Source organism: Flavobacterium sp. W20_MBD1_R3, assembly GCF_052119725.1.
Taxonomy (GTDB): domain Bacteria; phylum Bacteroidota; class Bacteroidia; order Flavobacteriales; family Flavobacteriaceae; genus Flavobacterium.
Map to the genome: position 1 here is coordinate 299507 of NZ_JBGQOR010000001.1, position 14755 is coordinate 314261.

The window sequence follows — 14755 nt, forward strand, 5'->3', positions numbered from 1 at the left end:
ATAAATTCAAACGTTTTCGTTAATAAGTTTTAAAAAAACCAACATAAACCACATTTGTATTCATAAAAAAAATGAATTTTTATTTGATATTTAGCAATATAATCATAATTTCAACCACATTTTAGCATCAATTTGTTAAATCATTCCAAATCAGAAATTACGAAATGTAGTTAACATACAGGCCAAGAAGTAATTAAATTAGGTCTTACAATTTAATTAAAATGGCTGTGAAATAATCTTATTTATTGGCTGTCTTGCAATTTTTATCTTTAACTCTTTTTGTTAAAAACATATTCTATGCAGAAAATATAAATCACTTAATTAATTTTCCTCAGGAATTAAACCCTCTTGATTCTGGTTGATTTTTTCTATTTTGGATTTCTTGGCTCTTTTAGCTTTCAAAATCTTAATATATTCAGGAGACACATTAGAATCTTGATCTTCGGCTGCAGGTGCTGATACTCTATCAATTTTTAAGTTCTTGAAAATTTTATTCACAAACTCCTGAAACGTATCAAAATCAACTTCATAAGATACCCCTAATCCTTGAGTATAACCAATACCTTGACCTATATAATTAATATCGTTTTCTTTGTTAAACAACCGTAAATTCAGCGTTCCATCTTCATTGACCCGGAAAAGAACTTCTAAATCACCCACAATTGCAGATTCATTAATTCCGCCAAAGGGAACTCCTAGCTTTCCGTTAATGGTAATTCTTTCATTTATTTTCGATGAAATTGTTGCAACAAATCGTCCATCTGTTTCTCTTCCTATTCTTCTGTCGGCTCCAATAAAATTCAGACCCACTTTAAACTTTTCATCGTCTGATTGTATTATTCCCCCTAAAAGACTAGAGGCAGTCTCAAATAAACTTCCAGAAAAATCGGACTGACTTACTCCTTCCGGACTTAAAAATCCTCCAGAAGACAATAAGTACAAAGCTTGAGTTTGTCTCACGTCTTTATCATTTAATTTATATTGTATTTCTGATTTTAATACCGTACTGACCGTTGGAAATTCTATATTAAAAATCGGTTCTGGACTGGTCAAATCTCCTCTAATCCCTATAATAACTTCAACAGGTACTTTAGTATTAAAAGATGCGTTTTCTAACAAAATTGCAGGATTGGCAGTGGTTTTGTACACGGCCTCCAGGTTTAATTGGGCGCGCATTGGATTTCCTTCCCAAGAAATAGAACCTCCTTTTTTAACTTCAAACTTCTTGTCAATCAGTCCTCCATATTTAAAATTATAAGTTCCTTCATACGCTTGAAAATCTCCCCACATATTGAATTTTCCCATAGTATTTATTTTGAATAATAACGATCCAAAACCTTTTCCCTTCATCCCATGACCAGTGTTGCGGTCCAGAATTACTTCTACTTCGGCATCTGGAGTAATATCAAAATCAAACTCTAACTCAAGTCCGTTATAATTTCTAATATTTTCTACAATACCGTTCTTTACGTTATATTTTTCCTTAGCAGTTAGAAAGTGAAGAAAAATATTATCACTGACACTTTCGGCATTGTTGATAGGAATTTTTATTGCTGTTCCCTTTTCTGACTTTGCCGCTACTTTTATAAATAATGAGTTCGTTGGTCCCTTTATAGTAGCAATTCCGTCAATAAAAGCAGTGCCGTAATAAGCAGAATCTTCGCTATCTTTTGTATCCAAAGCTAAAAGCCTATTTGAAGTTAACGCTAAATCTAATTTCCAATCTGAAAAATTATTGTGCTCTATACTTCCGTTTAAGTTCCCAACAGTCCCATATTTAGTGTCCGTCAACGTATTGTTTCTAAACAAGAATCGTTCAGCAGTCAGATCTATAATGGTGTTATCACTTAAACCATAATCAACATTCAGGTAAGGAATTGTTATGCCCCCATCATCTAAGTATAACCTGCCGTTTATGTTAGGCTTTTTAAGATTTCCCGCTATTGTAGCATTCCCAGCTACAGATCCTCTGATATTAGACAACACTTCACCTCCCAAAGAGTTTAACGTTGCAATATTAAATTTGTCAAATTTTAATCTCAAATCAAGAATGGTTTCTTTATTAACAATTTCAAAACTACCATCAGCGTTAAACGATTCAAAATTTTCGTTTTCCAAATTAGAATTAATGGTAAACTTTCGAAGACTTTCATCTCCTTCAATTTCAAAATTTAACGTTCCTAAATCTGTTTTATTTAAAATCAAATTATCAATTACTATTGATGATGTAGGCTGAAAAACATCTTTATTTTGCTTAAAATTCACTTTTCCATTAATGTTTCCAAAAGCAATAAATTTATTATTAGTGGGCGTAATTTTATTTAAATCTACATCTTTGAACCGCAATTGTAAATCCTTAATTGTCGTATTTTTTAAAAAACCATCTAAAGATATTTCCTGATCTTCATGTGATAAAACAATATTATCTATGTTGAAGTTTTGAAATGATTTATCAAAAACAACTTTATTATTGGTTGCTTCATTTTCATTCAAAAACCATAAATAATCTTTAAATTTCACTTCAGATTTACTAATACCTACCACATTATCATTGTCCTTATTTATGGTATGATATAAATTGAGATTAAAATAATCCTCAGCCTGCGGACCTCCCTTAAATTCCGAACGAAAATACAATGTGTCCTTCATTGTTACATTTATCAAACTAAAATCACGAATTTTATAATATTTGGTTTTTATACTGTCCAATTCGATGTAGGCATTGTACAAAGGATTTTTATTATCAACCGAAACTCTTATGTTGTCCAACGTAATTTTTGAGGCAATAATTTGAGGCGAATTAAAATTGAGTTTAAATTCCTGATTGTCGGAGTTTATGTTTCCTTTTACAATAGTATTTGGTGCAATCGAAATTTCAGGATAAAATATTTCAATTATTTTATTGTAAATAGAAAAGTTAAATTTGAGAAACTGTCCTTTTTTGACCTTATCGGGTTTGAAATTCGTATAAAGACTACCCAACGAATTTTTTACTAAGTTTTCCAATTGGTTAAATTCATATTTACCTACAATTTCACCCTGCACAATATCTGGAGAATTAACGGTTATCGTTCTCACTTTATTTTCGTCAAAAACGGAATTTATAGCGAAATCATCAAAGTTATAAGTGTCTTTTGCATTTTGATAAGAGGTTTCATTTATGTACACATTTCCTTGAAAATTTTCTATGCTATTTCCAGAAGCCTGAACCACCACATCTCCTTTAAATATACCAATGGAATCTTTAATTAACTTTAATTTATTCAAATCTGCATTCTCAACATTAATATGAAAATCATATCGGTTGTCTTTTTTACTTAAATCCAATGACCCGTCAAAATTCATTTTTAAATTAGGATCTTGAATCGAAATTTGTCCTTTGTAATTCGGATTTTTGAGCGTTCCATTGACAACAATAGCGGTATAATTATAATTTTTATACTCTATTTGACTAATATTCCCTTTAATGTCCGTGTCTAAATATTTTTCCTTGAATCCTTTACCATCCACATCAATATTCAAACTAACTGTTCCTAACTCTTTTTGGTCCAATAGAGTACCAATATCAAACTGCTCTAGAATCACGTTTCCAGTGTACGACGCTCTATCAATAACATTGATATTTTGTATTTCTAAGTTAGAAAATACTTTGCCAAGTGCAGTAATCATGGAAAAATCAGCTTTTACAAAAGTGGTTGAAACAGTAGAGACTCCAGAGGCTGAAAATCGTCCTAGTTTTTTTAGAGAACTTGGTAATTTATTTCCAAGAACATTGGGCAGTATAACAACTAAATCACCGTAGCTGGACGTTAATTTGTCAAACTTGGCGTACATAGAAAATTTTTGACCTTTTTTAGCAAATAGATTTTTAAAATTAATATCACCATTAATCTGTGTTTTACGGTCATCAATTAATCTCAGATTTTTAAACTTTAAATCATTTAGAGTTCCCTTTATACTTGCTTTTGTATAAAAATGTTGGTTTTTACCTAGTTCTTTATAAAAATAGCGAATATCATTTGAAGCAATTGAAGCCGCATCCAGTTGTATATCAAAGAGAACTTTATCTGTAAAATTAGAAAAATCTTCAATTTTATATTTTAATAGAACAGTTCCTTTGACCGTGGATTCTTTGGTCAGTAAATCTAAATTTTCTAGCTTTAAATTTTTTCTGGAATAACTGAATTTTGATTTTAAATTTTTAACGTATAAACCACGAAAATCTAAAAACGACATGGTATTGATCATCGTTGTCACATCCTGACCAAAAATCTTAAAGTTTGATGTTGATGCATTTAGTTTTGTAAAGTCGAGGTTTTTTGGAATATCCCGATTTAAATCCGTCAGCATAAAACGACTATCGTAAATCTTTAAGTCGTCTACCTTAAGAAGAAATTTCTTTGTTGAAGGTTTTCCAGTTTCAAATGCGGCAATAAATTTATCCAGATTGGATTGCTTTTCGTTCTTGTATGTTTTTAAATTAAAAAATAAACCATGCAAACGCAAATCTCCAAAAATCAAATCACCATCCAATAATTTTTTACCTTCTAAAATAGTCGTAGCAATTCTGTTGGAGTAAATTAAAGTATCTTTATGATGATCCAGAATCAATACTTTTTTGAACTTTACGCCTCCAAAAACAGATATATCAACCCCATCAATGGCAATGTTAGTTCCAAAGTCTTCATTAAGACTTTTTGTAAAATATTGTGCTATTTTAGTTTGAACAAATGGCAGAGTTAGAGCAATACCAAGTACAAGCAAAAGTAGGATTAGTCCAAGTATAGACCGAAATACTATTTTTTTAAATTTTTTGATACCTACTATATGTTTAAATTTTCTAAAATTTCATTTTACCTCTGGAAACCCCTGCACCTTAAATAAAAATTCTTTAATTTTGGCTTTTACATAAAAAATGTTTTTTTTTGTAAAAATACTCACCAAATGTAACTCAAAATTAATGCCTTTTTATGCAAAATCCCGAGGTTTTTATTCTTGCTATTGAAAGTTCTTGTGATGATACTGCAGCGGCCGTTTTACACAACGATAAAGTGTTGTCAAATGTTGTTGCAAATCAGCTAATTCATAATCAATATGGCGGCGTGGTTCCTGAGCTGGCTTCTCGTGCGCATCAACAAAACATAGTTCCTGTAGTCGATGCCGCGCTAAGAAAGGCAAATATACAAAAAGAACAGTTATCTGCAATTGCATTTACGCAAGGTCCAGGACTTATGGGATCACTTTTAGTAGGAAGTTCGTTTGCAAAATCACTTGCCCTGGCATTACAAATTCCTTTGATCGCCGTAAATCACATGCAAGCTCATGTCTTGGCGCATTATATAGCAGAAGAAGGATATGAAAAACCAAGTTTCCCCTTCTTAGCCATGACCATTAGCGGCGGACACACACAAATTATCAAAGTGGATCACTTTTTTGATATGACTGTGATTGGTCAAACCACTGATGATGCAGTTGGAGAAGCTTTTGACAAAAGCGCTAAAATTTTAGGCCTCCCCTATCCCGGAGGTCCATTAATTGATAAATACGCACAATTAGGGAACCCAAAGGCATTTGTATTTACAAAACCTAAAGTACCTGGTTTAAACTTTAGTTTTTCTGGTTTGAAAACTGCTATTTTATATTTTATTCAAAAGAAAAAATTAGAAAATCCGGACTTTGTTGCAGAAAATCTAAATGATATTTGCGCATCGATACAATATACTATTATTGAAATTTTAATGGACAAGTTAAAATTAGCCGTAAAAGAAACCGGGATCAAACAAATAGCGATTGGTGGCGGTGTTTCTGCTAATTCCGGAATCCGAAATACCTTGAAAGAAACGGAAAAAAAATATGGTTGGAAAACCTTTATTCCTAAATTTGAATACACTACTGATAATGCTGCAATGATAGGAATTGTTGGCTATCAAAAATTTTTAACTCAAACATTTGAAACTTCTTCGGTTGTTTCTAAAGCAAGAATACAATTATAATTATGCAATTATTCTATAATCCAACGATCACTGAATCTACTGAAATTTTTTCTTTTGACAAAGAAGAAAGCAAGCACATTATCAAAGTATTACGAAAGAAAGATACCGATATTTTATTTGTAACCAATGGCTTAGGTTTTTTATTCAAAACAGAAATAACATTGGCTTCTGATAGTAAATGTACCGTTAGAATCCTTTCCTTTGAAAAAGCACCCGCTGCAAAATTTAGGATACATCTGGCTGTCGCACCAACTAAAATGAACGACCGTTACGAATGGTTTTTAGAAAAAGCAACTGAAATAGGCATTCATGAAATCACGCCAATTATTTGTGACCACTCGGAACGAAAAGTAATTAACAATGAGCGATTTGATAAAATTTTGTTGACTGCCATGAAGCAATCGAATGAATTATTTCTTCCTAAATTGAATCCTGCTATTACCTTTAAGGAATTTATCAAACTTAAAAATGAAGGTTTAAAACTGATTGCTCATTGTGAAGAAACAGATAAAAGAACACTGAAATCCGTTTTGAAACCAAATGAAGATATTACATTACTTATAGGTCCTGAAGGCGATTTTTCAGAAAAAGAAATAGCATTAGCTCTAGAGAATGATTTTACTGCTGTTTCTTTGGGAAATACCAGATTAAGAACAGAAACCGCGGCAATTGTTGCCTGTCACAGTGTGGTATTCATTAATGAGGACTAAGAATCACTGATTTCATTAATTATGAGGAATCTATTTTATCTACTGTTGATCTTTTCAACACCATTGTTTTCGCAAGAAATTGCATTAGTAAAATACAGTGGTGGTGGTGATTGGTATGCAAATCCAACTTCATTGCCTAATTTGATAAAATATTGCAATGCTACTATTAATACCAAAATAAAACCGAAGCCCGCAACTGTTGAGCCTGATAGTCCTGACCTACTTTCGTATCCTTATGTGCATATTACAGGTCATGGAAATGTAGTTTTTAGTGATGCTGCTGCAGATAATCTAAAAAAATACTTACAAGCTGGTGGATTTCTTCATATTGATGATAACTATGGATTGGATCAATACATCCGAAAAGAAATCAAAAAAATATTTCCAAATAATAATCTAGTGGAGCTTCCTTCTAGTCATGTCATTTTTCAAAAACCATTTTCGTTCCCAAACGGATTGCCTAAAATACACGAACACGACGGTAAACGACCTCAAGCTTTTGGACTTTTTATAGAAAATAAATTAGTACTCCTTTACACCTACGAATCTGATTTAGGGGATGGTTGGGAAGATCCTGAGGTCAATAATGATCCAGCAGCGGTTCGCGAAAAAGCATTAAAAATGGGGGCTAATATTATGAATTATATTTTTAATAATTAATTCCGCCCTACACCTGTTTTTTCAAATGTGCAAAACCTGAATTTCACAAACACTTCTTTGGCTAGAAACTTGTCTTTTTTACGGCTAAATCATTAATAAAATTTTATAATTTACTGTTATTTCCCGCTTGACAAAACACATATAATTTTTGTAATTAATGTCTGTTTCTCTGGTTTAATGATCGCTATTTTGAAAAGAAATCTTATTCAGCTCAAATTAAATCACACATTAACAACTATTTAAGAAAAACCAACTAATAAGATATTCATATTAAAATTAGCAATAGTTACTATTATTAGCATGAAATTGTGATATAATCAACGAAAAAAAATAAATTTATACAAAACAAACGCATTTGAAAGAAACTACTTAAAAATAAAAACAAGAAAAAAACAACAAGTGTAGTATAATGCTACGCAAACAGTCTATTTTAGATAAAAAACTAAAATTTAATTTTTTTTATGAAAAAATTGTTATAAAATTGTGAAATAATTAACCAAATCTATTAATTTATAACAAACCCATTATGAAAAAGATTATTTTACCAGTTGCTGCTTTTTTAATGCTTTTCTCTTGTCAAAATGACTCAACAGAAATAATGCCAGAAGCAAGTACTATATTGCAACGCGGTTGTGCCTCCCAAGAAGTTCTAGCTGCACAAATGAAAGCAGACCCAACTTTAGCCTTGAGAATGAATAAAATTGAAGCTTTTACTGAAAAAGCAATGCTATCTAGTCGATTAGTAAACGGAAAAGTTGAAATTCCGGTAGTAGTAAACGTTTTGTACAAAACTGCTGCTGAAAACATTTCTTTAGCGCAAATACAATCTCAAATAGATGTTTTAAATGAAGATTTTAATGCTGCCAACTCTGATTACAGTAGTGTTCCTACTTTATTCTCAGGAGTAAAAGCTAACATTGGAATCACATTTGTATTGCAAAACGTAGTTCGAAGAGCTACAACAACAACTTCTTGGTCAACAAATGATGCCATGAAAAAATCGGCAAAAGGAATTGCTCCAACAACACCATCAACAGTTTTAAACATGTGGTCTTGTAATATGGGTGGTGGTATTCTTGGTTATGCACAATTTCCTGGTGGAGCTGCTGCTACGGACGGAGTAGTTATGGACAATAACGCTTTTGGACGTACAGGTACAGTTTCAGGAGTTTATAATTTAGGAAGAACAGCAACTCATGAAGTAGGACACTGGATGAACTTACGTCACATTTGGGGTGATGCTACTTGTGGTAGCGATTTAGTTTCTGACACACCTACACACAACACTGCAAATTATGGTGTTCCAGCTTACCCTCATTACAGCACTTGTACTGGTACTCCAGTAGAAATGACCATGAACTATATGGATTACACAGATGATAGAGGAATGTACATGTTTACAAGTGGACAAAAATCAAGAATGGATGCTCTTTTTGTTTCTGGTGGAGCTAGAGCAGGTTTCGGAATATAATTTTTAGTTTTTTAGAATTTAAAACTCGCTACATGTTAGCGAGTTTTTTTTATCTTTGGCCCCAAATTTACTGCTATGATTACTTCTAAAACCATTTCTAACGGCATCGTTCGAGCACTTCTTACCGTAGTTGTAAGTGCTTTGGTTCTGTTGTTTTTTTACCAAATTCAATCGGTTATAATTTATCTTGTAGTATCTTCTATACTCACATTGATTGGATATCCAATTTCTGATTTTTTCAAAAGAAGACTAAAATTCAATCATCTCTTTGCTACTATTACAACTTTATTTATTTTTATCCTGCTTATTTTCGGATTCATAATGATGTTTATTCCATTAATTTTATCCCAAGGACAAAACTTATCTTTGCTTAATACAGCTGAAATTGAAAAAAACATAACCCAGTTATCCCATCAGATTGCAGTATTTTTAGAAAGTCACCAAATTGATTCTTCACAAATGCTGAAGGAAGCCAACATTACTTCAAAAATAAATTTTAATATTATTCCAAATTTTCTAAATGCAATTTTGGGAACGATCAGCAGTTTTGGTATGGGATTAGCTTCGGTACTTTTTATTACTTTTTTCTTTTTAAAAGATCGATCCATGTTTCTTAGAGGAGCAAAAAAATTAATTCCTAATAGCCATGAAGTCCAAGTTTTACATTCCATAGAAAAAATAAACCACTTACTATCTCGTTATTTTATTGGATTATTGCTTCAACTATTTATCGTTTTCATTTTGTATTTGATTGTTCTGGTCATTTTTGGCATTCCTAATGCATTTGTTATTGCTTTTTTATGTGCCATCCTAAATATAATACCCTATATAGGTCCATTAATTGCATCTGTATTAGCCGCAATTTTGACAATGATCAGTAATTTAGGTAGTGACTTTCAATCTGATATTTTACCTACCACTATTTATGTTCTTATTGGTTTCTGGATCGTTCAGATTATTGATAACAATTTATCTCAACCAATTATTTTTTCAAAAAGTGTCAGTTCACATCCTTTAGAAATATTTTTGGTGATCCTGATCGCCGGTTTTCTTTTTGGAATATTGGGAATGATTGTTGCAGTTCCTTTGTACACAATAATGAAGGTCATAGGAAAAGAATTTTTTCCGGAGAATAAGATTATTCAATTATTAACTAAAGACCTTTAATTTTGGATTTTCCGATTCTAAATCCCAAAGTACAAGTCTTTATCAATACTAATATTGGTACAAATATAGCGACACTAGCACTCCAAAAAAATCCATTTCCTGATGTAGATTGGATTTCAATTTTGAACCAAATTGAAGCAAAGACTAAAGCAAAAAATAAATTACCGATTTGGTTTATGTCCCAAAACATTATTTATCCAAGCAAACTTTCAATAGAACAAACCTCTTCCGAAAAAACAGCTTCTTACAAAGCTTCTATAGTTTCTGGTGACCGTTTAATTGATTTAACAGGAGGTTTTGGGGTAGATGATTTTTATTTTGCACAAAAAATTAAAGAAGTGGTTCATTGCGAAATTAATACCGAATTATCTCAAATCGTGAAACACAATTTTGAGTGCTTAAAAGCACCTAACATTACTTGTTTCGCTGGCGATAGCCTGGAAGCATTAGCCCATTTAAAAACAAACTGGGACTGGATTTATATAGATCCCTCCAGAAGAAATGATACTAAAGGAAAAGTATTCATGCTTAAAGATTGTTTGCCAAATGTTCCCGAAAATCTAACTTTTTACTTTAAAAACACAAATGCTATTCTGATAAAAACAGCGCCTATTCTTGACATTACCGCTGGATTAGCAGAATTACCACATGTGAAACAAATACATATTGTAGCTGTTGAAAACGAGGTAAAGGAACTTCTATGGGAACTTCATGCGGACTATGCAGGACCAGTACGCATTAAAACTATCAATATTGCGAAGGATAAAAATGAAACTTTTGATTTTATCATGAACAATGATGATGGGTTTCCAAATCTTAGCTTACCCCAAACCTACTTATATGAACCCAATAGTGCTATTATGAAATCCGGTGGATTTGATGAAGTGGGATCATTTTATAAGGTCAACAAGCTTCACAAACATTCGCACTTGTATACTTCTGAACACTTAATTCCTTTTCCAGGTCGTGTTTTTGAAATTCAAAAAACTTTTGAATATAGTAAAACAGCGATGAAAACTTTTTTAGAAAACACAAAAGCCAATATCACTACACGAAATTTTCCTGATAGCGTAGAAAGCATTCGCAAAAAATGGAAAATAAAAGATGGAGGAAATTTATATAGTTTTTTTACAACTGATGCCAATAATCATAAAATAGTTTTAATTTGCACCAAAATATAACAAAAATGAAATCCATAATTACACTTACTTTCTTTTTCTTCAGTTTGACTCTTTTTGCTCAAAAACCATGTGAATACAGCGAAAACATTACGGATTCCATAGGAACATACAAAGCAACAAAAGAATATATGATTAGTGAGAAAAAATTTGCTGATAACTCCAGTTTTATTTTTTATTCACTTGCTTTAACGGATGGATTACCAACATTAAACATTCAATTTATCCAAAAAAGTAAAGGTTTTATTAAAGCAAATTGTTTTGATAAAAATTCTAAATTGTTTTTGCAACTCAACAATGGTAAAATAATTACAATGATTCACACCGATCAAGAAAATTGCGGAACCCTTATTCGTGATGATAATGGTTATGATAATAGAATCAATTCAGCAGTTTTTATGTTCATGAAAGACAGCTTTGAAGAATTAAAAAAATCTCCCGTTTCCATGATGCGAATCAAATATATGACCGAAACAGAAGATATTATTATGAAAAAAGAATTTAAATCGGAATTAAATAACGAGGTATACTACCCAGAGAACTATTTTATCAATACCATAAAATGTATCGAATAATCTTTTATTCACAATCCCATTTAGTATTAGAAACTGGATCAATCGACCCGGATTTTACATTATAATGCCACCATTCTGAATCCAATGAATTAAAACCACTACTAATCATTGTTGTTTTCAAGAGGTTTCTATTTGCTTTTACCGTTTGCGAAACAGTGGGATAACCATGACCGGCTTCAACTCCAAAATAATCAAACCCCGTCCCCATATCTAATTCTTTTCCGTCGCTGTCGACTAAAGTTATATCTACGGCTCCGCCTCTATTATGAATTGATCCTCTAGAAGGATTAGCCACATATTTAGGATTGGGCACAATTTTCCACATTTTTTTTTGGATATCCAAAGGACGATAGCAATCAAAAAGTTTAATTTTATAGCCCTTGGCAAGGAACTTTTCATTGGCTTCCACAAGTGCGCGAACGGTTTTTACTCTCAAAAAACATTCCGCACAATCGTATACTTTTGCATTCAGGAAATTATCTGTTGTTGCGTATTTCATGTCATACACAAAATCTTGACTGTATTCTTTTAAATTTACAAATAGAGTGTCATTGCTGCTTGAATTTATTTTTTCGTCTGTTTTATAAATCAAATTCTGTGATTGACAGCTAGCAACACAAAAAAGGAAACTAATGAATATAAGAGGTTTAGCAGTAAAAATCATCTGTTTATTTTTTTTATAAAAATAAGGTAAAAAATGATAGCGTCAATTATCTGCTAAGAAATTGTCTACCAAGGATTTTATCCAACCTCATAAGAATATTTGCTTTTCATTTTGTGTTCAGGGGGTTTAATAAAGATCCCCAAGAACATCAAAAAAGTCCTCTAAAATTACTTTTAGAGGACTTAAATAGGTCTTAATCCCGCGATTGACCGGAGAAAATCTTTAGAAAGTCGCTGACTATTCCAGATCTTTTTATGTTATTACGTAATTTAGTTTACTGTTTTTTCGGCTAAAGCCAAAATAAATCACCAACCCAATCAAAAGCCATATTCCAAAATAAATCCAGTTCCAAACACTCAATTCTGCCATCATGTACAAACAACAAATTAATCCTAATAATGGAATCAAAGACAAGTTTGATTTGAAAGACCAAACGGATAATCCAGCCAAAACTATCAGGAAAATCCACATTGGAATTTTGTGTTTGAATAAACTAAAACCACTTTCATATTTAACCGTATCAGCGATTGGCAAACCGGCTATGACTGCAGCATATTTTGCGTCATCATGTTGGTATTGACTTAATAAGTGCTCTAAATCAGGAGTTTCATCAGTACTGTTTTTCGTATCAATAGTAACCAGGTAATTGTAAACTTTTTGCGTTTCTTCCTTGTTTAACGATGTAATTATTGCGGCTGAACTATTAATTTGAGTTTCATTGGTAATGAAATCCATAGTTCCCTTTTTGTTGTAACCAAAGGCAAATACCAATCCCAAAATAATTAATACTGGCAATATAAATTTAGAATTCACATACGGGGTCTTGAATTTTCCACGAGGAATATCCGTTCTGTTTTGTAAAACTAAAACTCCTGCACACACTAGCACAAAAGCGAATAAAGTACCAATACTGCACAAATCTGTAACCAGTGTTAAGTTCAAAAATAAAGCGGGAACTGCTACCACAAAACCGGTAACTATCGTCGCATATGATGGTGTTTTGTATTTTGGATGTACTTTTGAGAACCGTTTTGGTAACAAACCATCACGACTCATACTCATCCAAATACGTGGTTGACCCATTTGGAACACCAATAAAACGCTAGCCATTGCCACAACTGCACTTACAGCAATAATTCCTGACATCCATTTTAAATTTAGCTTTTCGAAAACAAAAGCTAAAGGATCACCAACATTCAATTGGTCGTATCGCACCATTCCGGTAAGCACCAGGGCTATGGCGATGTATAGGATAGTACATATTATTATGGCCCACATCATTCCTCTTGGTAAATCACGCTGTGGATCTTTGCATTCTTCGGCGGTTGTTGAGATGGCATCAAACCCAATGTAAGCAAAAAATACTGCAGAAACTCCTTTCAAAACTCCAGTAACCCCATTAGGTGCAAATGGATCCCAATTCGCGGTATCGACATAGAAAACACCTACAGCAATAACTAAAAGAACGATGCATAATTTGACAACCACCATGATATTACTGGCATTTCGAGATTCTTTCATTCCGCGGTAAATCAATGCGGTAATCAAAACAATAATCAGTAATGCAGGAAGATCTGCTACAAAATGAAAAGAACCAAGAACTGGTGAAGTGGTCCAGGCCGTATAAGCATCTTGCAAAGCAGGATTTAAGTTCACGAATTCTTTTCCGCCTTGCATCAGTGCAGTGGCATCATTAAAACCTCTGGAAGCAGACAAAAAATCCATTTGAACCCATTGTGGCAACTGAAGCCCGCCACTTTCGAGTAAACCCGTAAAATAATCACTCCACGATATGGCAACCGTTATATTTCCCACTGAATATTCCATAATCAAAGCCCAACCAATAATCCACGCTATTATTTCACCAAAAGCTACGTATGAATACGTGTAAGCACTCCCGGAAACGGGAACCATCGAGGCAAATTCAGCATATGCAAAAGCCGCAAAACTACAGGCAATCGCAGTAAATAAAAACAGAAAAATAACTGCAGGGCCTCCATCAGAACTTGCTTTTCCAATAGTACTAAAAATTCCGGCTCCTACAATTGCGGCAATACCAAAGGCAGTTAGATCGCGAGCCGTTAAATGCTTTCCTAATGCATTATGTCCGTCAGCATCTCTTTTTTCGACTTGTTTTAAAATATCTTGGACTGTTTTTTTTCTAAATAAACTTGAAGATGCCATAAACTAAACTTTACCATTAAAAATCAATACACTGTAAATTATATGCTATAAATAGGAACATAATGTAAATTATATTCAAAATCCAAAAGTATAAAACAATTTTAATTATTGGAGTTTCGCTAACTATTTTTTTGTTTATTTTTTATTAAAGTT

Annotated in this window: 10 protein-coding genes; 7 read left to right on the top strand and 3 right to left on the bottom strand. The window is 32.4% G+C overall.

The genetic code is table 11. The features are described from left to right. Nucleotides 1-321: 321 nt before the first annotated feature. Nucleotides 322-4764 carry a translocation/assembly module TamB domain-containing protein gene (locus ACEN2F_RS01265; RefSeq protein ID WP_441735024.1) on the bottom strand — a complete coding sequence of 1481 codons (4443 nt, stop codon included), beginning with the start codon at nucleotides 4762-4764 and terminating at the stop codon, nucleotides 322-324. 206 nt (nucleotides 4765-4970) lie between these two features. Here ACEN2F_RS01265 and tsaD point away from each other — a divergent pair, with 206 nt between their 5' ends. The 7 genes from tsaD (at nucleotide 4971) to ACEN2F_RS01300 (ending at nucleotide 11754) form a co-directional block, all read left to right on the top strand. Then, on the top strand, nucleotides 4971-5993 hold the full coding sequence (tsaD, locus tag ACEN2F_RS01270) for a tRNA (adenosine(37)-N6)-threonylcarbamoyltransferase complex transferase subunit TsaD (RefSeq protein WP_441735027.1): 1023 nt from the start codon (nucleotides 4971-4973) through the stop codon (nucleotides 5991-5993). Between the two features lie 2 nt (nucleotides 5994-5995). Then, entirely contained in the window at nucleotides 5996-6703 is a 708-nt protein-coding gene (locus ACEN2F_RS01275; RefSeq protein WP_441735029.1) for a 16S rRNA (uracil(1498)-N(3))-methyltransferase, read from the top strand. Nucleotides 6704-6724: 21 nt separating this feature from the next. Beyond that, on the top strand, nucleotides 6725-7363 hold the full coding sequence (locus tag ACEN2F_RS01280; protein WP_441735032.1) for a DUF4159 domain-containing protein: 639 nt from the start codon (nucleotides 6725-6727) through the stop codon (nucleotides 7361-7363). A 526-nt stretch (nucleotides 7364-7889) separates the two neighbouring features. Further along, entirely contained in the window at nucleotides 7890-8834 is a 945-nt protein-coding gene (locus tag ACEN2F_RS01285; protein WP_441735035.1) for a zinc metalloprotease, read from the top strand. A 75-nt stretch (nucleotides 8835-8909) separates the two neighbouring features. After that, on the top strand, nucleotides 8910-10001 hold the full coding sequence (locus ACEN2F_RS01290; RefSeq protein WP_441735038.1) for an AI-2E family transporter: 1092 nt from the start codon (nucleotides 8910-8912) through the stop codon (nucleotides 9999-10001). A 2-nt stretch (nucleotides 10002-10003) separates the two neighbouring features. Continuing rightward, on the top strand, nucleotides 10004-11182 hold the full coding sequence (locus ACEN2F_RS01295; protein ID WP_441735041.1) for a THUMP-like domain-containing protein: 1179 nt from the start codon (nucleotides 10004-10006) through the stop codon (nucleotides 11180-11182). Between the two features lie 5 nt (nucleotides 11183-11187). Continuing rightward, nucleotides 11188-11754: a hypothetical protein gene (locus ACEN2F_RS01300; RefSeq protein ID WP_441735044.1), complete on the top strand. Its 567-nt coding sequence runs from the start codon at nucleotides 11188-11190 to the stop codon at nucleotides 11752-11754. 4 nt (nucleotides 11755-11758) lie between these two features. On the opposite strand, the gene ACEN2F_RS01305 is transcribed toward ACEN2F_RS01300, so the two are convergent. Then, nucleotides 11759-12418: a M15 family metallopeptidase gene (locus tag ACEN2F_RS01305; RefSeq protein WP_441735046.1), complete on the bottom strand. Its 660-nt coding sequence runs from the start codon at nucleotides 12416-12418 to the stop codon at nucleotides 11759-11761. Nucleotides 12419-12670: 252 nt separating this feature from the next. Next, nucleotides 12671-14602 carry an amino acid permease gene (locus tag ACEN2F_RS01310; protein ID WP_441735048.1) on the bottom strand — a complete coding sequence of 644 codons (1932 nt, stop codon included), beginning with the start codon at nucleotides 14600-14602 and terminating at the stop codon, nucleotides 12671-12673. Between the last annotated feature and the right edge of the window lie 153 nt (nucleotides 14603-14755).